This window comes from Pseudomonas sp. MG-9 (assembly GCF_018729515.1).
GTDB classification, from domain to species: Bacteria; Pseudomonadota; Gammaproteobacteria; order Pseudomonadales; family Pseudomonadaceae; genus Aquipseudomonas; species Aquipseudomonas serboccidentalis.
Genome location: NZ_JAHHZH010000010.1, coordinates 192705 through 211274 on the forward strand (window position 1 = coordinate 192705; position 18570 = coordinate 211274).

The window sequence follows — 18570 nt, forward strand, 5'->3', positions numbered from 1 at the left end:
CTTTCAATTATCGGTACCGGTGTAGGTGCGCCAAGGCACCTTCACGCCGTTTACGAGGAATCCCCAGTCACCGCGCCACTTGCTGGTGATGAAGAGGGTGGTGACGCCGCCTGGGGATACCTGGTCGATGCGGTGGTATTCGCCGTGGTTGAGTCTGGCGGTGTCCCCCGGGTTGCGCTGGACGGTGGCCAGCTTGCGAATCTCGTCGTCTGGCAGCCAGAGCAGCGGCCGGCCCAGAGTCAGCATGTCAACAGACGTTGCAAGCTCCAGGCGCTCTTCCGTGTACCAGCCGCGCAGGATGATCGTACGCGCGTTCCATGGGTGATCATGTAAGTCCCGGTCGACGTCCTCGCGCAGGATGTGGTGGATGCGGAACGACCACGGGCACCACCACAGCGCCGGCTTGTGCGTCTCCCTGCTGTACGGGTTGAACAGCCACCAGCGGCCCATGTACATCTCGGTGCCGTCGGCGGACATGATGTGCAGGTACGGGGTGAGCTTGGCGCGGGCGATGAGCCAGTCGGCGATGGCCGGGCGGGCCAACAACTTAGCGAGCAAGCGCCAGAAGAGATTGATCATGCGGCCTCCTGCTGCTGTTCCTGGCGCAACGCGTGCTGCACCGCTTCAACAACGCGACGCAGGTAGGTGAATTTGTGGTTCTCCTCGACCGCCTTGCCGTCGAGCGGGTAATGCCATTCATCACCGAACAGTTCTGTCAGTAACCTGCTTTGATGCCAGCACTCGTTAGCGCTCTCTATGCCGCGCAGCTCGTCGATGTCGCGCCAAAGCTCTCGGGCTTCATCTTTACTCAGCTCACCCAGCTCCCACTCATGGCGCCCCGTCTGTTGCCGACGACGCTGAACGATGCACTTCTTGGCCAGAGCGTGGAGGGCGTTACCGCTGAACACGGTGGGGCTGATCCCGCGATCCAGGCAGTTGAGGATGTAATGCCAGTCGCAGTCGGCGACAAACTCCGCGACGGTGCGCGGGCCCATGCCACCCCAGTAGGCGTTCCAGCTGTTGTCCCAGCAGTTGATCGTGATCTTGCCTTGGGCGGTCTGGTAGTTCGGGTTCGATTCAGTCGGGCAGTCGCGCCGGCCGAAGTCTTCGAGGAACACGGTAATCGCATCAAGCCGCGGGGCGCCGGTGATCACCAGCTTCGTGACTGTCGAGCGCTCAACCTGCAGCGGCTCTGCCGGTTTATTTTCTGTGGGCATGGGGCGTCCTATGCCGGGGCATGCCCGGGCGGTGGAGGGTGGGAAGGTCAGGCGCTTGCGGAAAGGGCGAGGGTTTCATCGCCGCCGCGCGCAATGCCGGCGTGTAGATCAACCCTGCGGCCTGCGAGCATTCCCGCGATTTGCGCATTCAGGTCGATATCGACGTCGCGCGCCTTGCGGGCTTTTCCTACGCCTTTGTTTGCGAGGTACTCGGTGATCAGTGCCTTGTCTTGCGCTTCGACTGCGATGAGGTCGCGCCCGTCGCTCGATGACTGGGTATCGTCCTCACCTTTCGGGACAAGGGCGCTCAGCTTCCCGTAAACCTCGTTGACCCATGCTAGGGCGAAGTGGTCGCCTGCTGTTTCGGCTGAGTACGAACTGCGGTGCACGCCCGCGCGCACCTTGGCGACATATTGCTTGCGGGCAAATTTCAGCTTTGTCAGCAGCGCCTCGAACGCATACAGCGCGATGTGCTGGGCAGGTGTCACCCCCACGAAGGATGTGCGGGCGATGATCCGATCCTTCTCTTTGCAGTACTGCCGACCGTACAAAGAGGTGCACCCGAATACATTTGCAACTGCTCCGGCCAGGCTACGCTCCCACACGGGAAGGCGTTCGGTACGGGAGAATTGCGACTCGACTTCACCGACGTCGCTCAGCTTCACATCCATTTCGGTCAGGCGATACTCGCGCATCAGAGCCTGAGCCTGCCTCAGCGCGGTCGCTGCTTCGTTCTCGTTGGCGCTTTGCGCCAGCGCCAGGCAGTGCTTGATCTTGCGGATCGCGCGCTCGAGTTTCTTTTCGTCGATCTGTTGTGCGGACATAGGGGATCCTCGCCGGCTGGCGTGATTCGTAGAAGTGGGGTATTGGGTCAGGCGGCTTGGTGTTCTAGCGATTCCGCTTTCGGCATCGCGAACGCTGGGACGATGGTTTCGAGAGGGTCACATTTCATTGGCATGATCACCCCAACAAAGCGGTCTTTGAGTTCGTAGTTGGCAAGCCGGACAACAACTGAACGACTGTCGTCGCGCGCTTCCAGGTGAAGCCCACCGCCGCCGAAAGTTTTATTGCCAGTCAGGATGGTGGCGATCTTGTTGAAGGCCTCGATGTACTCGCCATTGATCCATGGAAACTGGGTTTCCAGTTTCTCGCGAGTTGTTGGAAGCACTTTCCTCCAGTCCGGGAATTTGCCATCGACCAGCTCGGTTTTCTCGGTGAGATGAGCACGACTATCGAAGGCTTCCGGCGGCTCTGTCGCCTCAACGCATCCAGTAACGACCGAAAACTTCTCCGCGATCCAGAGCATGTTCGGTGCGAAAGTGTCAGGCCCGCGCCTTGTACTGCAGGCGGAAACCAGACGCTTTGAAGGAATGCCGACCAGCAATGAGTTGTGATCTTCATGAATCCACCCGTCAGGGTCATGAATCACGCCGAGGAAGTGTCCGTTGGTGGCAGCGATGATCACACCACCGTCTGGGTGCCGCTCGATGTTCACGGCGTTCAGGTAGTAACGAACATCGTTTTTCGCAGCGCACTGGTACATCGCAGCGAAGTACTTGGGATTGATTCTGGCGAGGTATTCCATGGATTATCTCCAGTCAGGCGCCGCCCTCCGTGACCGGTGGTGGCAATTTGGTTTGGGTTGGGGTGTCACGACGGCATGTCACGCGATGCGAATGTGATCAGCCAGTTGCTCGTCGCTCATGCGGTCAGCGCCGCGGATGAATCGGGAAATCAGGTCCTGCTCTTCTTCGATGCCGCACCGGGCCATGACCCGCTTCAGTGCGGCGTCATCGTTGTGATAAAGCTTCGTGACAATCCGCCGTGACAGTAGCGCGGCTTCTTTTTCCGCCTGGGTCAACTTGTCCCGCTCGCGCTGATCGCGTTTGCGCTCTGTTGGCGTCTTGGCCATGGCCTACCTCTTCAATTCTGCTGGCCGGCAAGTCCAGCCAGGTCTGTCGGCGGCGCTGGTGCGCCCGGTTGGTCGTTCGCTTCACTGAGGCCCCGGGAAGTTGATGCTGTTCTCGCGGGCGATGAGGCGGGCGCGCTTCGTTTCCATGCCCATTTCTTTCGCTGCCTCGATGACGGTCAGGCCTTTGTCGGCCAGTTCCTTCAAGCGCGGTGCAAGCTTGTCGCGTTCGGCGCGCAGCCTGGCTGCGTGGGAGGTGCCAAACATCGCGTCCCGCACTCCGGTTACGCCTTGGTCGACCTGCTCGACCTTGTTGCCGGCACCGAAGAACGCGTCGAGCTGCTGGTTCAGGTTGTCGATCAGCTGGTCCCGTGGGTTCGGAAGTGGAACGCCGATCATGGTCGATCACCCATCGGCATGCGCTTCACGCCGCTGGCGCGCGATTCCAGTTCCTGCGCGTAGTTCACCGCCTCTTTGTAGGAGAAGCGGAAGCCGCGGACCTTGTCGGTCGCCAACTCCACGATGTGGAACGCGTGCGCACCCTTCGGCACGACCTGGTAGCGAATCTTCTGCACGGGAGGCTCCTTGCCGATTCTCGAGTAGAACTCGGCGGTGGCGATTACGTTGCGCAGGCGCAGCGCTTGAAGTCCGTCGACGCGCTCTTGCATGGATGGGTGCATTGCTGATCCCTCGGTGGTGGGGTTGCGTGTATTCGTCAGCACTCTGTGCCGCCTGCTGGTTGCCGTTGGGCGCAGGGGAGAGTGCTGACGGATAAAGGCGAGGCGAAAAAAAGCCCGAGATCACCCGAGCTTTTCGTTTGCTTCACACGAAGACCTCCCTACGTGAGAAGCCCACCAGGCTCGCTACTGGCGACAGCCTGGGGTTGAATCATCATCGGTGTGTCGTCGCTATGGGGTAGGCCTGCCGGTTGCCCGGTGGTGCGCGGTGACACCGTCGACCAAGATGTCCGCTGCCTGCTCATGGATTCTTGAGCGAATATGCAGGCTTTCTTCGCTACCCAAGTTGAAGCGCCGGTCTATTTCATGATGGTCACCCTCCAATGCGCGCCGTTGGCATTTTGGCGGGCGCTCGCCGGTCTCTGGTTTTGCTGCATGCAGGTGTCCAGCGTCTGCTGGGTTGGCGTCCGCATCCCGCTGCCCACTCAGGGAATGGGCAGAAGTGATGCTCTGGTTCAGATTTTTGATATCGAAGGAAGCTTGGACTCATTGAGCAAAGCACCGTTGATAAAGACTTGTTCTCCATCGATCAAAAACACTGGATGGAGCGAGGATATTGCTTGCCGGTAATCGGCGGCGTTGCTACGGCTGTTCGCCGCGTCTTCGTATTGACCCTCACGCTCTTGGATCGCTGCGTTCTGCTCGCAGTTCGTGGCGTGGTGTTCAAGCAGATCGATTGCCTTGTCGTGCTTCATGGTTGATTACCTGTCGGTTGTCATCCCAAGCAGCCCTCGTGAGAAGGCTGCTCAGTGATGCCCTGCCGTGGTTTAAGCGATAAACACACCATCGTTCGATTCCCCAACTGGACCTTGAGGATTCGGACCGTCTGCCTGTCCTACGATGATTTCCCGCCGCATCGCCTCGGCCACCGCCGCCGACTGGCGCTGAACGCCCAGCTTGAACATGGCGTTGGAGATCCGCTTGGCGACCGTCCCGGGCTCAACATCGTGAGAGCGGGCGATCTGTTTGGCGGTAAGGCCCTGGGCAACTAAAAGCAAAAACTGAAGTTCTCTGCGAGCAAGCCCACGGCCGAGATGGCCGATCCATGTGCCGCTCTTGATGATTGATTCCATGCTGTGTGCCTCTCGGTTGATTTCCCAATGCGCCCGGCCAACCAGGCGCATCAGTGAAACTTTCCGTGTCCCTTCGGCGCTGCTGGCGCGGTACGGGCTCGTTCAAATTGTTCACCTGGTCGCGGCTCAGCCCACCAGAACACTTTTTTTGATCGCTTTACGCTGCGCGCCTTGGGTAGTGGCCACCCATCTGAACCGTTCAGGCCGGTTCATCGCTGCCTTCCATCTGGCCGGTTGTTATCCGGCGATGGAGTAAGTTAACCATCGGTATATATGATCGTCAATACCGATGGTTAATTTATTTTTTGGGGGAGTTCGTTATGCTTATGCAGCACTGTATGGATATCCAGCTGTCAGGAGAGCAGTAGATGGCGACCGCGCAAAAGAAGAAAAGAGAAGAGATGTCGGGTATTGAGCGGCTTTCCTTGCGCGTCTCATCAATGATCAATCACCCTGTCGCTCAGATTCAGCGATGGGTGACGATCCATCGGCTGGACACGGATGGAGACAGGGAGTGGGAAGAGGTGATGGGCTTGCTGTCAGAAACAGACGGCATCGACATGGCGTTCAACGATGACGGCTCAGTGAAGCTTAGGTGGGACCCTCAAGGCGAGGAGGAGCGAGTAGCTGAGGTGGAAAATTTGTTTGAAGTTGCGATGGATGAGCCGGCACCTTTCTAACAGGCATTAAAAAGCCCGCTCATTGGCGGGCTTTGGTCCAACAGAATCATTTACTTTTGGGGTTGTTGTGCCTTCATTTGCTCAAGCAATTGTCTCGTTTCTGCCGACTGTTGTTTCATTTCCTGAAATGCCGCCGCAGTGTCACGACCCGAGTCGAAATTAGCCACGCCATAGGCCATCACCGCGATCACTATTCCCACAATAGCGATCACGGAGAGGATTGAATTGAGAATGATGGTGCCCTTCAACCCGCGTACACCGGCTAGATCTTTGTCGAGTAGCTGCAGGCTATGATTCATTTGCGTAAGGCCATCAGTGACCTTGCCCTCAAATTCCTTCAGGCGCGCATCTACCTTCAGTTGCTGAAGCTCGAGTCTGGCATTGAATTCTTCGCGAGTAATATCATTCATGCTTTCAGTATGCGCATCATCGACAGCCCTGTCATCACCCCGCCCCTCATGAACGCCCTGAAACCAGAAAGGTTTATCATTCGCCATGTTTCGGATACTCATGATTCATGAAATAGAGAATTCGAGCCCATGCAAACGACCGCAAGTTTCCACAATTCTTACAGCTGATAACAAACACAGGGTTCAGCACGCCGCGGGAGAGTGGTTCTTCCCAGCCTGCAACTTTCATGTCGGGAATCATAAACCAGTCACCCACACCACACGCTTCGCATGGCCGATTCTGGATTTTCTTTAGAAAGGCTAGCGCCACATCATCGGTCAGTGACGCGATTTGCTTCTCCAGCTCTTCTGGTGTTTGTAATGAATCGTCCAATCTGAACACCTTTAATTTTTCGAAACCAATTGAGGCTAGACCAGGTTGGCATTCCAAACCAGCAGCACCCGCGCTTGAATGAAAGTTTCATCCGCTCGAATGATTTGTGGTGGGTGACGATCATTGTCGGAAATCATCTTGATCTGGTCGTCACCTATCCACTGAAGCCGCTTGATGTACAGATGACCCTCCCAAGAAAACATGTAGATCCCATCCCCTACGAATTCCCGAATACTGATGTCGACCAACAGCGGGTCCCGATGCTTGATCGTAGGCGCCATTGACTGACCCCAACCGGTCACCATTTTTAGATGGAAATGCTCTTTGAACTCGACACCCATCTCGCGAAGATGTTGGGGGCTTACTCGAACATCCTGCAGCATCTCTGGATAGTCGTGCGGGATCTGGCCTCCACCCATCGCAGCGCGAACGTCGTAGTGCGCGATCCACACCTCATCGCCTACAACGCCTGGGCGGTAGTAGTCAATTTCAATCGCGCCCGCGTCTTCCGCAGCTGCGACGGCAATTAGCCGCCGGCGTGCGTCTTCCGAAAGGTTTTTACCGCCTCGAGTTAGCATCCCTCTGATCAGTTCTGCAGTAGTCATTTCAGACCCGCTGCTCGACATTTGCTCATTTCCGACAGAAAGCGAAGCTGTGGTGAGACTACGGATCTCATCTGCCAACCGCGGACTGAATGACTCCACTGGCTCTTGCAGCATGCGCGCAAGCACGGCTGCGAACTGAGCGTTGAGTGGATTTATACCTTTGAAATAGAGGTTCACAGCGGCAGGTGTCATGCCTGCAGCGTCTGCGATTTTCTTTTGGCTTAGCTTCAGCTGATTCTTTTTGGCAAGAAAAAGCGCATGCGCGGCTTCGCACTCTGCCATGCGGTCGGGAGGGAGAATTCGTTTTTTCGTCATCGTGCGAATGTATACCAATGGTTAAAAATGAGAAGAAACCATCGGTATTGATTAAAAATTAACAGATGGTTAATATCTGCCTCATCTACATCAGAGGCACGACCATGACTGAGACTTCCCTCGACAAGTTCGTGGCTGACAAAGGGCAGTCTGAAGCCGCTCGGCTTCTTCGAGTGACCGCTCCAGCCATTCACAAAGCCTTGTCTGCAAAGCGCGATATTCGGGTGCTTGAGCTACCGGACGGTAGCTTTCAGGCGAATGAATTGCGGCCGTTTCCATCTCAGAAATCAGCACCAATCAGTCCTCCGATTCGCTGAAGAAAGTATCAGTGAAATCCGATGTGAAAAGCAGTGGACTGAAAGTGCTGTTTATTCATCCAGTGGCCGAATTTCAGACGAAAAAAAGCCGGTGGCTAGACCGGCTTCTTCAAACAACAAACTTCAGGGGCCAGTATGAACACGAACGTCACCCCCGGCAATACCCCGAACCCTGCGACACGCTTTGCTCAATCTCAAAACGTGTCGCGACACATGTCCTCGCGTGAGATCGCCGAATTGATCGGCAGCTCTCACGACAACGTGCTGAAAACCATCCGTGCGCTGGTTGCTAAGGGTGTCGTTTCTTCAAACGACACCCCCTACGTGCACCCGCAGAACGGTCAGGTTTACCGCGAGTTCCTGCTGTCGCAGCGCGACACGTTGGTCGTTGTGTCCGGCTACAGCGTCGAACTGCGTGCCCGGATCATCGATCGCTGGCAGGAGCTGGAAGCCCAAGCGGGCCAGTTCCAGATCCCGGCCACTTACGCCGAGGCGCTGCAGGCTGCAGCTGATCAGGCGAAGGACAACCAAACCCTGCGTTTGGTAATCCTCGACCAGGCGCCGAAGGTTGCGGCCATCAAAAGGCTTGCTGCTGCGGAAGGTGCTATCTGCATCACCGACGCTGCGAAGCATCTGCAGATGAAGCCTTCGAAACTCTTCGCCTGGATGCAGCAGAACCGGTGGATCTTCCGCCGCCAAGGCTCAGGGCGCTGGACTGCTTACCAACCGCGCATCACCTCCGGACTCATGGTCCACAAAGTCACTGCTCTCAAGCCTGACTCAGAAACCGGTGCTGACCGTGCCGCTTTCGATCCTCTCGTTACCCCAAAGGGCCTTGCCCGTTTGGCCGAATTGAATATCGGAGCCTCGCTGTGAGCGTTCAAGCAATGTCATGGGCGCTGTCTTTGCCCACGCAAGTTCTCAAGGATGCCAGCGCCCGGCACGTGCTGCTGTGCCTGGCCAACTATGCCGGATCGAATGGTGCTGGCGCGTTCCCGTCGGCTACCACGCTGGCTCAGGACACTGGCCTTTCCGAGCGCACCGTGCGTTACAAGCTGGATGACTTGGAGAAGTCCGGACTGATCCAAAAGGGCAACCAGGCGATCGCCGCTGTTCACATTGATCGCCACGACCGCCGCCCAGTCGTTTACGACCTTCAACTATTGCGGGGTGCAAATGCTGCACCCCGTACCGAACGGGGTGCAGATGACGGCACGGGGTGCAATCCACAACAGAACGGGGTGCAACCTACGACAGAACGGGGTGCAGCGGCTGCACCCAATCCGTCACTTAACCATCAATTAACCGAAGAGCAGCTGCAGCAGCGCGAGATTGATGCCGCTCTCGCCGAACAGAACAGCGCCGCCATCGAGCCGCAGGATGATCGCCAGCGCTTCGCCATGTTCGCCACCTGGTTCCCGAACGAGAAGGGGCTGTCGGACCAAATAGCTATCGCCGGGCTTCCTGCCGATGCGGTCCCTGAGGCGGCGATCCGGGCATTCAAGGGGTTCTTCGTCGCCAAGCCGGCGACCGTTGATACCTCGGCCGGCTGGTGCTACCGGCTGGCGCAGTGGGTTAAGCGCGAACGCGTCAAAGCTTCGGGGCAGGGCAAGGCGCCTGACTTCGACAGCACCAGTTGGGCTGAAAACCTAGGAGACTTGTAATGGGCGTTCCTGAGAAAAAGCCGACCCTCAAAAGCGCGAACACACTGCTGAAAACCATGGGTAACCTGCCGCCGGTTATCCCATCCATCCCAACACAGCTTCCTCCCGGAACCACCGAAGTAGTCAACGCACTGTTCAAGGAGTTGAAGGCCATCTTTCCAGCATGGCGTCAGGCTTGGCCAGACGACGAGACCCTGGACGCAGCAAAACGCAGCTGGATCAAGGCTTTCATGGCCGAGGGTATCAATCGGCTTGAACAGATTCGATACGGCATCCAGAACTGCAGAAAGCTCGGCGGAGATTTTGCGCCGAGCGTGGGCAAGTTCATCAAGTGGTGTCAGCCGACTCCAGAGATGCTGGGCATTCCAACTCACGACAGGGCGTTTCGTGAGGCGCTGGAGAACTCACACCCAAGCCGTGCAGGTTCGCGCTCCTGGTCGCACCCAGCAGTTCGGCACGCGGCGCTGCAGTGCGAACTTCACAACCTCGCTGACCAGGTCTCCGACAAGGCGAGTGAGATCTTCGACCGAGCCTATGACATCACCATCCGCATGCTGGTGCAGGGTCAAGAGCTCGATGACATCGCGATTGGTATCGGCCATGACAGCCAGAAGGCAGAGATGGAGTACGCAGTGGAAGAGGGCGAGCGCTTCATTCACGCGACGATGAGACGTCAGGGAGTTCCGACCGATGGCAAGTCAGCGCGTGAGCAACTGCTGCGCCGGTTCGGCCTTAAGCCATCGCCGCGTGTTGTCGGAGGTGCCCAGCATGCCTGATCGCCGCCTGGCTGTTCCTGAGATCGAGACCTACCGATGGGCAGTGTTCTGCTGCTCGTTCAAGGTCGATTTGAGTTCGCCACCTGATCACGCGCTGGCGCTGTTCGCCGACGAGGCCATGGCCAAGCGCTACGGGTCGTGGATGTGGCCGGGGACCTACGAAGTCGTCGACGTCGTCACGGGGAAGCCGGCATGCGAGTGAGTTCGAGAAAGCTCCGCGCCTCGGCCAATGGCCAAGAGTGCACCGTCCGGATGCCGGGCATCTGCAATTACAACCCAGAAACCACCGTCCTTGCGCATCTGCCATGCGGGCAGAAGGGCATGGGCATGAAGGGCTTCGACACCGTCGCGGTGTACGCCTGCAGCGCCTGCCACGACGTCATCGACGGCCGCGTCGCCGGCGACATCGACTGGCAGGACATGCCGCGCGCCATTGCCGAAACCCATGAAGGCCTGATCCGGGCCGGAATTCTCACCGTTAAGGGGGCTGCATGATCGACATTACGCTGCCGTGGCCGCCAAAGGAGTTGAGTCCGAATGCGCGCGTGCACTGGCGGCAAAAGCACAAACACGCGAAGGCGTACCGCCACACCTGCGGCCTGATCGCGTTGGCGCTTGATGCACCGCGCCTCAGCGGCAAGAAGTACTTTTGGGTCACGTTCTGCCCGCCGAATCGCCGCTCCTACGACGATGACAACCTGGTGGCGCGCTTCAAGTCCGGCCGGGACGGCATTGCCGATGGCCTGGGCATCGACGACAAGAACTTCGTCACCACCATCAACGTTGGCGAGCCGGTAACGGGCGGCGCGGTGCGCGTTCACATTCGGGATTACCCGATCGACCCGGAGCCAAACACGCCATGAGCCAAAGCTTGCTGACCACGTTTTCTGATGCCGAGATCCGCCGGCAATCGGCCAACACCGATATCCGGGACATGCGTGACGCGCGGTACCCGGGCGTTTACTTCCGCTTCCACAAGAACCGCGAGCGCGGTACGTGGCACCTGGTGGTCGGCAAAAAGTGGGAGAAGATCGCCGGCTTCCCAGAGTTGCCGGTGAAAGGGCTGATCAATGCGCTGCCGAAGATCCGCGAGCGTCTGGCCGCTGACCCGAAAGCCTCAGCCGCTGCCGGAACCCTGCAGACGGTCGGTCAGTTACTCGACTGGTTCACGGCGCGCCAAGCGGTTGACCGCAGCCTTTCGGCAAAGCGCCGATCAACCAACACCTCGATCATCGCCTGCCACCTGAAGCCGCGGCTCGGTGAACTGCTGGTGGAGGAGGTCGACCGCTTCACCCTGGACAAGCAACTGATGTGGCCGATGCAGGCCGAGTTCTCCCTGTCCTACGTGCGCCTGATGTGGGGCGTGCTGGTGGTGGCGTTCCGGCAGGCCGAGAAGCTGCGCATGATCAGCTCCAATCCGATCGCGGGCTTCAAGTTCACCGACTTCACCAAGGCCAAGATCCAGCCCAAGCCGTCTCGGTTACGCGCCGTCCAGCTCGAGGACGTGATCGGAGACTTGGCCGCGGGGTTCGACCGAGAACCGCAGGACTGCATGCTGGCGCTGATGATGCTCTGCCACGGCACGCGTGTCGGCGAAACCCGGATGGCTCGGTGGGCGCACCTGACCCTGGGCGAGCAGGGCGAGTGGTTCATCCCGGCCGAGAACACCAAGACCCGCTGCGAGCATCGGTTGCCACTGACACATCAGGTTTGCGCGCTGCTGGAGCGCTACCGGGACTGGCAGGCAGTGAAGGGTTACAAGGGCGCGTTCGTCTTCCCGGCGCGCGGCGGTGGCTGCCTCAGCGACAGCCAGGCCTGTGCCGTGTTCACGCGGTTGGGTCATGGCGAATGGACAAGCCACGACCTGCGCAAGGTTGCCCGAACCGGGTGGACTGACCTCGGTGTGGACTTCCTCATCGGCGAGATGCTGGTGAACCACACGATGACCCGCAACGTGCAGACCTACATCCACACATCCGCCGAACTGCTCAAGCGCGAAGCCCTGGGCAAGTGGCACGAATGGTTAGACGGGAAAGGCTTCAGCCTGATTCACCGCTCGACCATGAATAGAAACGGAAATTCGCAGAATGCCGCCGAGGCCTTGAATGGCGCGGCTTCTAGCCAAATCACGAAACCATAAAAGGCGAGGTTTAAAAATGGATAAAAAGCAGCATGGCCCCGCCTTTGTGCGCCGCCAGATCCCTCTCACCGACTGCCCATCCTGTGCCGGGAAGGGGTTGGTCAAGGGCGTGTTTCATCAGTTGGACTGCATCGGTTGCCACGCTTCCGGCCTGGTGCACGCCGAGACGCTTGAGCCGCTGCCAGTGGATGACCTGATCGTTCAGCTTGGCATGCTGCTCCGTCAGGAGCGCCACATCGCAACGCTGCCACGCGAGCCATTGACCATGGCTGACCTGTACCAGCAAACCAACACTCGCGGGCCTGGTGGCTCGGCCGTAAAAGGGGACTGATCATGGCGAGAACGAAGAACTTCACCGAACGCACCGCCGAGGATCTGCTGGAGCACTGGGGCCGCTGGGTCGTGTTGGGTTCCGGCGTGTCGTGCTGTGCATCCCGTGAGAACACGTTGCACATGCCGATGATCACCGACGACGATGCACTGATGATTGATGGCCTGATGGGTCGTCTGCTGAAGCGCTACCCGGAATGCGGCAAGGTGCTGATGAAGTACTACACCGCCCGCGACAAGGCGCTGATCGATGTGGGCAAGAAGATGGGCTTCGGTGAGGAGAAGACGCGGCAGCTCTGGAAGGCCGGCATCGCCTGGATCGATGGTGCGCTCGATGTTCGTCGTGAAGCCGCTTGACAGGCCCGGGGACTGGCTGTAGATTTCAGTTACTTTGCGGTTTTTCCGCGTGCAAAGCCCATCCCCGAGATGGGCTTTTTGCTATCTGTTGTATAGAAAAAAACTGATCACTATGAGATGTTTCCAGCCCACACAAAGGAGTTGGTGATGTCCATCTATAGTGAGATCTCTCAGCAGTACAAAAAACTTTTTGAAAGGCAACAGGCTAGGCTGTTCATGATGTCTAGCGCAGCTAGCGCGTTCGCTGCTGGCTTTGAACGCTACCTATCGATTCCGGATATCACCTGGACTGACTCAAAAGGCGATCAACAGCGGTACGTGCGGCTTGGGACTGGTGATGAGCACAACTTTAACGAAGTTGGCTTTCTAAAGCTCAGCTCGCTCAATGGCGTTGTCCACTTTTCTGTCGCCCTGACTGTTGAGCAAGATGCCCATTCTGGATACAGGCAGGTTGTTGTATTTCAGTTTACGGTTTCGATAAGTGGGGATAATTTTGAAATCACTGCGAAAGACTTACCTCTTACTTTGTCAGTAAATATTGACGACAAAGACAAGCAGCGTTTTGACCCAATCTACGCAGCTCTGGTGGAACGACTGATGAACATGTTCGATCCTGAAAAAATCTGATTTCAATCACCCAGTTCGTTATTGATTGAAGGCGTATGAGACATAAGCCCGGCCAACGGCGTGGGCTTTTTGCTTTTACAATTTAACTAGCCTCGGCATTTGCCGAGGCTTTTTTGTTTTCGGCTCCACCACACCCATCGCATCGAGCCGGGAGTGCCGCTGGAGCCGAATCTAATGCACTCCCCCAAAGGGAGGAATCGAGATGCCAAACATGCCTGAGAAGGATCCCGGTCTGTGGGCCGCAATGATTGCCTGGCTGCTGCTGCATCAACCCCAGCTCTATGCCGCAGGCCTGTCGGTCGGTATCGCGGTGCTGCGAGTGATGTACGGCGGCGGTACTCGTCGCCAGATGTATCTGGAAGGTGCGCTGTGCGGCCTGGTCACGCTGTCGTTGGTGCCACTCCTTGAATGGATGGGCTTACCGCAAAGCATGGCCACGTTCGCCGGCGGTGCTGTCGGCTTCCTTGGAGTCGAGAAGGTCCGCGGTTACTACGATCGCGCCGCTGCTCGAAAGGTTGAGGGTTGAATATGGCTCGTCTCGATAGCTTTCATCACTTCGATGACGGTCGCGGCAAGCGACGTGTGTACGTGAATGGCAATGAGATCGAGCGCGTCATCTGGTGCGACACAGCGCTGGGCATTGCGGTGTTCTGTCCGTTTCCGTTCCGCGTTGATCACCGTCGTGACCAGGTCTACACGCGGCGCCTGCGAGGAACGGTGACTGTCGAGAGGATTGACTGATGGCTTGTACCGGATGTGCAGATCGTCGCGAATGGATCAAGAAGTGGAGCAAGGTGGCCTATGAGCGAGCGCAACGAATTCTCAGCCCAAGTGCTGATCAGCCCCGATCAGATGAAGGTGATAGCCGGCCGGGAGCAGGAGTTCTTGTCGATCTTCAGGCAACAGCTCCAAGAGCAGCTGAAGACCAACGAGCTGCTGACAGCCCTGATCCAGTCACTGAGTGACGAGCAGGTTGATGACGATTATGCCGAGCCGCTGACCTACATGGACGGCACGCCCGTCAATGGAGATGGTTGATGGCCAAGCTGACCTCGCTCAAGTCTGGGCTTCAGGCTCAACCATCACGCCTCTCCAACATCAACCCGGACTCATGGCGGGCAGGCAAGCAGACAGCGGCCCAGCGTGGATACGACTACAAGTGGCAGAAGGCTCGGGCAGGCTGGCTCGAGCAGCATCCGCTCTGCGTCTATTGCGAACGCAACGGGCAAGTGACGGCAGGCACCATCATTGACCACATCGTCGAGCATCGCGGTGACCAGAGTTTGTTCTGGGCGCGTAGCAACTGGCAGACGCTGTGCCAACCCTGCCACGACATCGTGAAGAAGGCCGAGGAGGCTGCCCGAGCTCGTGACGCACGCCAATGACGTGCTTCAATCGCGTGTGGCACGTCAGTTCCCCAGTTTGAGAGGGGGAGGGGTGGGGTAAAAGTTCTCACCTTTTTGCTCCAAGACCACCCTCCCCCTCACGCGCAGATTTTATCCCCCTTTTGAAAAAAGGAATTCAGCAAATGGCAGGCGTAAAAGGCAAGAGCGGGGGCGCTCGCCCCAACTCTGGCGGCGCTCGGCCAGGCGCTGGCCGGAAAAAGAAGGTTGATCCGGAATCACCAAACCAATCCTCGGTGACCGTGGAGTTCGAGGCTCAGCCACATGGCGGCGCACTGAAGCGGGAAAAGGCGGTACCGGTCCCCGCGCCAGAGATGGACATGCTTTCGCTACTGACGAAAATTGCCTTGGGCCAGCTTGATGCCAGCCCGATACAGGTGAGGGCGGCCATCGCAGCGGTTCAATACACGCACGTTAAGAAAGCGGATGGCGGCAAGAAAGATGAGGTGCAGAAGGCAGCCGAACAGGCCGCTGGAAAATTTTCCCGGCAGGCACCCCCCAAACTCGTCGCAGCGAACGGTAAGCAGGTTTAACTATGGAATGGTCAACGGCATGCCCGGACTGGGCGCAGCGACTTGTTGACCGCGAGTCGATCATTCCTCCGCCAATCTTTGTCGATGAGGCTGAACGAGCCTTAGCAATTTTCATGGAGCTGAGAGTCCCGGATCTGCCTGGCAAGCCAAGAATGGCTGACTGCTGTGATGAGTGGGTGCTCGACTACGTTCGGTGCATTTTCGGTGCTTACGACGGAGAGACAGGACGCCAACTGATCCGGGAGTTCGGCCTGCTCATCAGCAAGAAAAACACAAAAAGCACGATTGCTGCCGGGATCATGCTGACGGCTTTGATTTTGTGTTGGCGGGAGGAGGAGGAGCATCTGATCCTGGCGCCGACCCGCGAGGTAGCGGACAACGCTTTCAAGCCGGCCGCGGCAATGGTCCGAGCCGATGAAGAACTGTCGGCGATGTTCCACATTCAAGACCATATCAGGACTATCACCGATCGAACGACGCGAAACTCGCTGAAAGTCGTTGCGGCTGACACCGACACCGTGTCTGGCAAGAAGTCCGGCAAGGTCCTGGTCGACGAGCTCTGGGTCTTCGGTAAGCGCGCCAACGCCGAGTCGATGTTCATGGAGGCGCTCGGCGGACAGATATCTCGCGAAGAGGGTTGGGTTATCTACCTGACCACGCAGAGTGATGAGCCACCTGCAGGCGTTTTCAAGGAGCGCTTGAGTTACTGGCGTGATGTTCGGGATGGCAAGATCCTCGATCCAAAAACGCTGGGTGTTCTCTACGAATTTCCGCAGCAGATGGTTGATGGTAAGGACTATCTAAAGCCAGAAAACTTCTACATCACCAACCCCAATATTGGACGATCGGTGAGTGCGGAATGGCTTGAGGATCAGCTGAAAAAACGGCTGGGGTCCTCTGATGGGTCTCTGCAAAAATTCCTCGCGAAACATCTCAATATCGAAATTGGCCTGAATTTACGCAGCGATCGCTGGGCTGGAGCTGATCATTGGCAGGCGGCTTCCGAGTCTGGCATGAGCCTCGAAACACTACTCGAAAGATCGGAGGTAGTGACTGTCGGCATCGACGGTGGCGGCCTTGATGACCTTTTGGGTTTGACCGTACTGGGGCGAGAGCCTGGCACTCGCCGATGGCTTCATTGGGCTCATGCTTGGGCTCACCAGATCGTCTTCGAGCGCCGGAAGGACATTGCCAGCGTATTGCGAGACTTTGAGAGCGCGGGCGATCTTACGGTGGTTGATCGACCAGGTGATGACGTGCAGCAGGTTGCTGACATCATTTGCGACATCCGCGATCGAGGGCTACTGCCGGAAAAGTTAGCGATTGGCGTGGACGCTGCCGGTATAGGCGACATCGTCGATGAGCTCACCACGGAAGAACGCGGCATCGTGATGGAGCAAATTGTCGCTATCTCCCAGGGCTGGAAGCTGAACGGCGCAATCAAAACTACAGAACGCAAAGTTGCCGGCGGCGAGCTGGTTCATTGCGGAAGTGCGCTGATGAGCTGGTCCGTAAGTAATGCGCGGATTGTTCCTCAGGGCAACGCCATCACGATCACCAAGCAGGCAAGTGGCTCGGCCAAGATCGACCCGCTTATGTCCACATTTGATGCCGTCTCACTGATGGCCCTCAACCCCGAAGGCGCTGGCGACCTGCAGGGCTTTTTCGATAACCCGATCATGGTAGGAATCTGATGGCCAACAAAAAACCAGGCCGGGTGAAGGCTGCGCTGCAGAACTGGCTCGGCGTACCGATTGGGCTGAAGGATGGCTCGTTCTGGCAGGAGTGGTTCGGTACATCGGCGGCGGGCAAGCATGTGTCGGTGGATAAAGCCATGCAGCTGTCCACCGTTTGGGCCTGCGTACGGTTGCTATCCGAATCTGTATCCACGCTACCGCTCAAGCTTTACCAGCGTATGCCTGACGGTTCTCGCACGCCGGCGAAGGATCACCCGTTGTATCGTGTTTTGTGCCGGGTGCCGAATTCGGAGATGACGCCTCAGCGCTTCATGCTGCTAGTAGTGGCGAGCATCTGCCTTCGCGGCAATGCCTTCGTCGAAAAGAAGATGATCGGCAGCCGGATCATCGCGCTGGTGCCGCTGTTACCGCAGCGCATGAGTGTGAAGCGCCTGGATACCGGGCGGCTGAAATATACCTACACCGAGAACGGTAACGAACGGGATATTCCTGAGAAGAGCCTCATGCACATCCGCGGCTTCGGTCTGGATGGTGTTTGTGGGATGTTGCCAGTTACAACCGGCCGCGAGATTTTCGGATCTGCGATGGCAGTTGAGGAGGCAGCCGCGAAGGTGTTTGCCCAAGGCATGCAGGCTTCCGGAATCCTCAGCAGTGATGCCAAAATCACTCCGCAGCAGCGCGAGCAGCTCCGGACGAGTCTCAATGCGTTCATGGGTTCGAAGAACGCCGGCAAGATCATGGTCGCGGAAGCGGGCTTCAAGTATCAGGGCATCACAATGAACCCTGAAGCGGCGCAGATGTTGGAGTCTCGATCGTTCAACATCGAGGAGATGTGCCGCTGGTTCCGTGTTCCGCCGTTCATGGTTGGGCACATGGACAAACAGTCCAGTTGGGCCAGCTCGGTGGAGGCGCAGAACCTGCACTTCCTGACCAACAGCCTCCGGCCTTTGCTGGTGAATATCGAGCAGGAGATCACTCGCTGCCTGATCGGCGACGCAGACGCTGATGAGTACTTCGCCGAGTTCTCCGTTGAGGGTCTGCTCCGTGCTGATAGCGCCGGCCGGGGCGCCTGGTACAACACTGCGCTGCAAAATGGCTGGATGTGCCGAAACGAAGTGCGTCGACTGGAGAACCTGCCGCCAATTCCTGGTGGGGACATTTACACGGTCCAGTCCGCGCTGGTTTCACTCGATCAGCTCGGCAAGCAATCGGCCGGCATGTCTCCAGCTGCGACGGCGTTCATGTTGCGAATTGCTGCCGCTAACCAAGCCGGCGACAAGGCGACTCTCTCGGATGCTTTCGAGCTTGCCAACAAGGCGCTGGAATCCGGAAACCCGGACGGGCCACTGATGGCCCATGCGCTGATTTCGCTGCCTTTGCTTAAAGCAGCCTGACCCTGGAGTAAAT

At 57.8% G+C, this 18570-nt stretch carries 30 protein-coding genes and 1 pseudogene; 19 read left to right on the forward strand and 12 right to left on the reverse strand.

Going from position 1 to position 18570, the window contains the following annotated elements:
• Positions 1 to 3: 3 nt before the first annotated feature.
• From KKQ10_RS24570 to KKQ10_RS24610, 9 genes and pseudogenes are all read right to left on the reverse strand, one after another.
• Positions 4 to 579: a hypothetical protein gene (locus KKQ10_RS24570; protein ID WP_215502517.1), complete on the reverse strand. Its 576-nt coding sequence runs from the start codon at positions 577 to 579 to the stop codon at positions 4 to 6.
• Entirely contained in the window at positions 576 to 1217 is a 642-nt protein-coding gene (locus tag KKQ10_RS24575; RefSeq protein WP_215502518.1) for a phiTE_072 family protein, read from the reverse strand. Before KKQ10_RS24575 ends, KKQ10_RS24570 begins: the two co-directional genes overlap by 4 nt.
• 47 nt (positions 1218 to 1264) lie before the next feature.
• Positions 1265 to 2041: a DUF2786 domain-containing protein gene (locus KKQ10_RS24580; RefSeq protein WP_215502519.1), complete on the reverse strand. Its 777-nt coding sequence runs from the start codon at positions 2039 to 2041 to the stop codon at positions 1265 to 1267.
• A gap of 47 nt (positions 2042 to 2088) precedes the next feature.
• Complete coding sequence (locus tag KKQ10_RS24585; protein ID WP_127650491.1) at positions 2089 to 2802, reverse strand: hypothetical protein; 714 nt, start codon at positions 2800 to 2802, stop codon at positions 2089 to 2091.
• A 78-nt stretch (positions 2803 to 2880) separates the two neighbouring features.
• On the reverse strand, positions 2881 to 3129 hold the full coding sequence (locus tag KKQ10_RS24590) for a hypothetical protein (RefSeq protein WP_215502520.1): 249 nt from the start codon (positions 3127 to 3129) through the stop codon (positions 2881 to 2883).
• An 81-nt stretch (positions 3130 to 3210) separates the two neighbouring features.
• Positions 3211 to 3525 carry a hypothetical protein gene (locus KKQ10_RS24595; protein WP_215502521.1) on the reverse strand — a complete coding sequence of 105 codons (315 nt, stop codon included), beginning with the start codon at positions 3523 to 3525 and terminating at the stop codon, positions 3211 to 3213.
• Entirely contained in the window at positions 3522 to 3794 is a 273-nt protein-coding gene (locus KKQ10_RS24600; RefSeq protein ID WP_252191737.1) for a hypothetical protein, read from the reverse strand. The genes KKQ10_RS24595 and KKQ10_RS24600 overlap by 4 nt, the downstream gene beginning before the upstream one ends.
• 524 nt (positions 3795 to 4318) lie before the next feature.
• Positions 4319 to 4558, reverse strand: coding sequence for a hypothetical protein (locus tag KKQ10_RS24605; RefSeq protein WP_215502523.1), 240 nt, complete (start codon positions 4556 to 4558; stop codon positions 4319 to 4321).
• A 144-nt stretch (positions 4559 to 4702) separates the two neighbouring features.
• Positions 4703 to 4936, reverse strand: a pseudogene (locus KKQ10_RS24610) (response regulator transcription factor); the annotation flags it as partial.
• 368 nt (positions 4937 to 5304) lie between these two features.
• Between KKQ10_RS24610 and KKQ10_RS24615 the strand changes: the two are divergent.
• On the forward strand, positions 5305 to 5616 hold the full coding sequence (locus KKQ10_RS24615) for a DUF1654 domain-containing protein (RefSeq protein WP_215502524.1): 312 nt from the start codon (positions 5305 to 5307) through the stop codon (positions 5614 to 5616).
• A gap of 50 nt (positions 5617 to 5666) precedes the next feature.
• Here KKQ10_RS24615 and KKQ10_RS24620 read toward each other — a convergent pair whose 3' ends face one another.
• Genes KKQ10_RS24620 through KKQ10_RS24630 form a run of 3 tightly spaced genes read right to left on the reverse strand, consistent with a single transcriptional unit; the run spans position 5667 to position 7319 of the window.
• Positions 5667 to 6113 carry a hypothetical protein gene (locus KKQ10_RS24620; RefSeq protein ID WP_215502525.1) on the reverse strand — a complete coding sequence of 149 codons (447 nt, stop codon included), beginning with the start codon at positions 6111 to 6113 and terminating at the stop codon, positions 5667 to 5669.
• Positions 6103 to 6399, reverse strand: coding sequence for a hypothetical protein (locus KKQ10_RS24625; RefSeq protein WP_215502526.1), 297 nt, complete (start codon positions 6397 to 6399; stop codon positions 6103 to 6105). Before KKQ10_RS24625 ends, KKQ10_RS24620 begins: the two co-directional genes overlap by 11 nt.
• A gap of 35 nt (positions 6400 to 6434) precedes the next feature.
• Positions 6435 to 7319, reverse strand: a complete 885-nt coding sequence (locus KKQ10_RS24630; RefSeq protein ID WP_215502527.1) for a LexA family transcriptional regulator — start codon at positions 7317 to 7319, stop codon at positions 6435 to 6437.
• 104 nt (positions 7320 to 7423) lie between these two features.
• On the opposite strand from KKQ10_RS24630, the gene KKQ10_RS24635 reads away from it, so the two are divergent.
• The 18 genes from KKQ10_RS24635 (at position 7424) to KKQ10_RS24720 (ending at position 18557) form a co-directional block, all read left to right on the forward strand.
• Positions 7424 to 7636: a Cro/CI family transcriptional regulator gene (locus KKQ10_RS24635; protein ID WP_215502528.1), complete on the forward strand. Its 213-nt coding sequence runs from the start codon at positions 7424 to 7426 to the stop codon at positions 7634 to 7636.
• A 213-nt stretch (positions 7637 to 7849) separates the two neighbouring features.
• Complete coding sequence (locus KKQ10_RS24640; RefSeq protein WP_215502560.1) at positions 7850 to 8512, forward strand: phage antirepressor KilAC domain-containing protein; 663 nt, start codon at positions 7850 to 7852, stop codon at positions 8510 to 8512.
• A gap of 11 nt (positions 8513 to 8523) precedes the next feature.
• The gene (locus KKQ10_RS24645; protein WP_215502561.1) at positions 8524 to 9300 is read left to right on the forward strand and encodes a helix-turn-helix domain-containing protein; all 777 of its coding nucleotides are present in this window, start codon (positions 8524 to 8526) and stop codon (positions 9298 to 9300) included.
• Between the two features lie 56 nt (positions 9301 to 9356).
• A complete protein-coding gene (locus KKQ10_RS24650) occupies positions 9357 to 10076 on the forward strand; it encodes a replication protein P (RefSeq protein ID WP_252191751.1) in 720 nt (239 codons plus the stop codon).
• Entirely contained in the window at positions 10069 to 10278 is a 210-nt protein-coding gene (locus KKQ10_RS24655) for a hypothetical protein (RefSeq protein ID WP_215502530.1), read from the forward strand. Before KKQ10_RS24650 ends, KKQ10_RS24655 begins: the two co-directional genes overlap by 8 nt.
• Positions 10269 to 10571 carry a nuclease domain-containing protein gene (locus KKQ10_RS24660; protein WP_215502531.1) on the forward strand — a complete coding sequence of 101 codons (303 nt, stop codon included), beginning with the start codon at positions 10269 to 10271 and terminating at the stop codon, positions 10569 to 10571. Before KKQ10_RS24655 ends, KKQ10_RS24660 begins: the two co-directional genes overlap by 10 nt.
• Positions 10568 to 10939: a RusA family crossover junction endodeoxyribonuclease gene (locus tag KKQ10_RS24665; RefSeq protein ID WP_215502532.1), complete on the forward strand. Its 372-nt coding sequence runs from the start codon at positions 10568 to 10570 to the stop codon at positions 10937 to 10939. Before KKQ10_RS24660 ends, KKQ10_RS24665 begins: the two co-directional genes overlap by 4 nt.
• Positions 10936 to 12216, forward strand: a complete 1281-nt coding sequence (locus KKQ10_RS24670) for a tyrosine-type recombinase/integrase (protein ID WP_215502533.1) — start codon at positions 10936 to 10938, stop codon at positions 12214 to 12216. The genes KKQ10_RS24665 and KKQ10_RS24670 overlap by 4 nt, the downstream gene beginning before the upstream one ends.
• 16 nt (positions 12217 to 12232) lie before the next feature.
• Positions 12233 to 12547, forward strand: a complete 315-nt coding sequence (locus tag KKQ10_RS24675; RefSeq protein ID WP_215502534.1) for a hypothetical protein — start codon at positions 12233 to 12235, stop codon at positions 12545 to 12547.
• 2 nt (positions 12548 to 12549) lie between these two features.
• Positions 12550 to 12903, forward strand: coding sequence for an antiterminator Q family protein (locus tag KKQ10_RS24680; RefSeq protein ID WP_215502535.1), 354 nt, complete (start codon positions 12550 to 12552; stop codon positions 12901 to 12903).
• Between the two features lie 147 nt (positions 12904 to 13050).
• A complete protein-coding gene (locus KKQ10_RS24685) occupies positions 13051 to 13530 on the forward strand; it encodes a hypothetical protein (RefSeq protein ID WP_215502536.1) in 480 nt (159 codons plus the stop codon).
• 202 nt (positions 13531 to 13732) lie between these two features.
• The gene (locus KKQ10_RS24690) at positions 13733 to 14056 is read left to right on the forward strand and encodes a phage holin, lambda family (protein WP_134786841.1); all 324 of its coding nucleotides are present in this window, start codon (positions 13733 to 13735) and stop codon (positions 14054 to 14056) included.
• A gap of 2 nt (positions 14057 to 14058) precedes the next feature.
• Positions 14059 to 14271: a hypothetical protein gene (locus KKQ10_RS24695; protein ID WP_215502537.1), complete on the forward strand. Its 213-nt coding sequence runs from the start codon at positions 14059 to 14061 to the stop codon at positions 14269 to 14271.
• Between the two features lie 60 nt (positions 14272 to 14331).
• Positions 14332 to 14568, forward strand: a complete 237-nt coding sequence (locus KKQ10_RS24700) for a hypothetical protein (protein WP_215502538.1) — start codon at positions 14332 to 14334, stop codon at positions 14566 to 14568.
• A complete protein-coding gene (locus tag KKQ10_RS24705; protein WP_215502539.1) occupies positions 14568 to 14915 on the forward strand; it encodes an HNH endonuclease in 348 nt (115 codons plus the stop codon). Before KKQ10_RS24700 ends, KKQ10_RS24705 begins: the two co-directional genes overlap by 1 nt.
• Positions 14916 to 15058: 143 nt before the next feature.
• On the forward strand, positions 15059 to 15466 hold the full coding sequence (locus tag KKQ10_RS24710; RefSeq protein WP_215502540.1) for a hypothetical protein: 408 nt from the start codon (positions 15059 to 15061) through the stop codon (positions 15464 to 15466).
• Positions 15467 to 15468: 2 nt separating this feature from the next.
• A complete protein-coding gene (locus KKQ10_RS24715; protein ID WP_215502541.1) occupies positions 15469 to 17160 on the forward strand; it encodes a terminase large subunit in 1692 nt (563 codons plus the stop codon).
• Complete coding sequence (locus tag KKQ10_RS24720; RefSeq protein WP_215502542.1) at positions 17160 to 18557, forward strand: phage portal protein; 1398 nt, start codon at positions 17160 to 17162, stop codon at positions 18555 to 18557. The genes KKQ10_RS24715 and KKQ10_RS24720 overlap by 1 nt, the downstream gene beginning before the upstream one ends.
• Positions 18558 to 18570: the final 13 nt, after the last annotated feature.

Excerpts from the sequence above, each read along its gene's own strand:
- KKQ10_RS24570 (WP_215502517.1), bottom strand. The coding sequence starts at position 579 with ATGATCAATCTCTTCTGGCGCTTGCTCGCTAAGTTGTTGGCCCGCCCG.
- KKQ10_RS24575 (WP_215502518.1), bottom strand. The coding sequence starts at position 1,217 with ATGCCCACAGAAAATAAACCGGCAGAGCCGCTGCAGGTTGAGCGCTCG.
- KKQ10_RS24580 (WP_215502519.1), bottom strand. The coding sequence starts at position 2,041 with ATGTCCGCACAACAGATCGACGAAAAGAAACTCGAGCGCGCGATCCGC.
- KKQ10_RS24585 (WP_127650491.1), bottom strand. The coding sequence starts at position 2,802 with ATGGAATACCTCGCCAGAATCAATCCCAAGTACTTCGCTGCGATGTAC.
- KKQ10_RS24590 (WP_215502520.1), bottom strand. The coding sequence starts at position 3,129 with ATGGCCAAGACGCCAACAGAGCGCAAACGCGATCAGCGCGAGCGGGAC.
- KKQ10_RS24595 (WP_215502521.1), bottom strand. The coding sequence starts at position 3,525 with ATGATCGGCGTTCCACTTCCGAACCCACGGGACCAGCTGATCGACAAC.
- KKQ10_RS24600 (WP_252191737.1), bottom strand. The coding sequence starts at position 3,794 with ATGCAAGAGCGCGTCGACGGACTTCAAGCGCTGCGCCTGCGCAACGTA.
- KKQ10_RS24605 (WP_215502523.1), bottom strand. The coding sequence starts at position 4,558 with ATGAAGCACGACAAGGCAATCGATCTGCTTGAACACCACGCCACGAAC.
- KKQ10_RS24615 (WP_215502524.1), top strand. The coding sequence starts at position 5,305 with ATGGCGACCGCGCAAAAGAAGAAAAGAGAAGAGATGTCGGGTATTGAG.
- KKQ10_RS24620 (WP_215502525.1), bottom strand. The coding sequence starts at position 6,113 with ATGGCGAATGATAAACCTTTCTGGTTTCAGGGCGTTCATGAGGGGCGG.
- KKQ10_RS24630 (WP_215502527.1), bottom strand. The coding sequence starts at position 7,319 with ATGACGAAAAAACGAATTCTCCCTCCCGACCGCATGGCAGAGTGCGAA.
- KKQ10_RS24635 (WP_215502528.1), top strand. The coding sequence starts at position 7,424 with ATGACTGAGACTTCCCTCGACAAGTTCGTGGCTGACAAAGGGCAGTCT.
- KKQ10_RS24640 (WP_215502560.1), top strand. The coding sequence starts at position 7,850 with ATGTCCTCGCGTGAGATCGCCGAATTGATCGGCAGCTCTCACGACAAC.
- KKQ10_RS24645 (WP_215502561.1), top strand. The coding sequence starts at position 8,524 with ATGTCATGGGCGCTGTCTTTGCCCACGCAAGTTCTCAAGGATGCCAGC.
- KKQ10_RS24650 (WP_252191751.1), top strand. The coding sequence starts at position 9,357 with ATGGGTAACCTGCCGCCGGTTATCCCATCCATCCCAACACAGCTTCCT.
- KKQ10_RS24655 (WP_215502530.1), top strand. The coding sequence starts at position 10,069 with ATGCCTGATCGCCGCCTGGCTGTTCCTGAGATCGAGACCTACCGATGG.
- KKQ10_RS24660 (WP_215502531.1), top strand. The coding sequence starts at position 10,269 with ATGCGAGTGAGTTCGAGAAAGCTCCGCGCCTCGGCCAATGGCCAAGAG.
- KKQ10_RS24665 (WP_215502532.1), top strand. The coding sequence starts at position 10,568 with ATGATCGACATTACGCTGCCGTGGCCGCCAAAGGAGTTGAGTCCGAAT.
- KKQ10_RS24670 (WP_215502533.1), top strand. The coding sequence starts at position 10,936 with ATGAGCCAAAGCTTGCTGACCACGTTTTCTGATGCCGAGATCCGCCGG.
- KKQ10_RS24675 (WP_215502534.1), top strand. The coding sequence starts at position 12,233 with ATGGATAAAAAGCAGCATGGCCCCGCCTTTGTGCGCCGCCAGATCCCT.
- KKQ10_RS24680 (WP_215502535.1), top strand. The coding sequence starts at position 12,550 with ATGGCGAGAACGAAGAACTTCACCGAACGCACCGCCGAGGATCTGCTG.
- KKQ10_RS24685 (WP_215502536.1), top strand. The coding sequence starts at position 13,051 with ATGTCCATCTATAGTGAGATCTCTCAGCAGTACAAAAAACTTTTTGAA.
- KKQ10_RS24690 (WP_134786841.1), top strand. The coding sequence starts at position 13,733 with ATGCCAAACATGCCTGAGAAGGATCCCGGTCTGTGGGCCGCAATGATT.
- KKQ10_RS24695 (WP_215502537.1), top strand. The coding sequence starts at position 14,059 with ATGGCTCGTCTCGATAGCTTTCATCACTTCGATGACGGTCGCGGCAAG.
- KKQ10_RS24700 (WP_215502538.1), top strand. The coding sequence starts at position 14,332 with ATGAGCGAGCGCAACGAATTCTCAGCCCAAGTGCTGATCAGCCCCGAT.
- KKQ10_RS24705 (WP_215502539.1), top strand. The coding sequence starts at position 14,568 with ATGGCCAAGCTGACCTCGCTCAAGTCTGGGCTTCAGGCTCAACCATCA.
- KKQ10_RS24710 (WP_215502540.1), top strand. The coding sequence starts at position 15,059 with ATGGCAGGCGTAAAAGGCAAGAGCGGGGGCGCTCGCCCCAACTCTGGC.
- KKQ10_RS24715 (WP_215502541.1), top strand. The coding sequence starts at position 15,469 with ATGGAATGGTCAACGGCATGCCCGGACTGGGCGCAGCGACTTGTTGAC.
- KKQ10_RS24720 (WP_215502542.1), top strand. The coding sequence starts at position 17,160 with ATGGCCAACAAAAAACCAGGCCGGGTGAAGGCTGCGCTGCAGAACTGG.